The 246-nt window shown below is 65.0% G+C and carries 1 protein-coding gene; it reads left to right on the top strand.

Annotated features, from left to right (window positions below):
* On the top strand, window positions 1–246 hold a 246-nt coding region (locus tag AAEY99_RS21615; RefSeq protein ID WP_351012012.1), incomplete at both ends, for a hypothetical protein.

The raw sequence follows: 246 nt of genomic DNA, 5'->3' as shown, positions 1-246 counted from the left end.
GGACAACGGCGTGCACGACTGGCTGCACAAGCCGTTCGCGTGGTTCGGCGACCGCACCGCGTTCGAAGGCTTCTCGGGCCTCAAGCACATGGGCGGCTTCAATCTCGCGTTCTTTCCGAGCAACCGGCAACTCGAAACCGACATGCCGGTGATCCTCGACGTCGCACCGGTGCTCGACGGCATCGTCGCCGACGTCGGCTACGCGCACTGCCTGGGCCACAACCCGATCCTCGAGCAGTTGCAGGA

Source organism: Shewanella sp. S1-58-MNA-CIBAN-0166 (genome assembly GCF_040310085.1).
Classification (GTDB): Bacteria; Pseudomonadota; Gammaproteobacteria; order Enterobacterales; family Shewanellaceae; genus Shewanella.
This window is presented reverse-complemented; position numbering and strand designations above follow the sequence as displayed.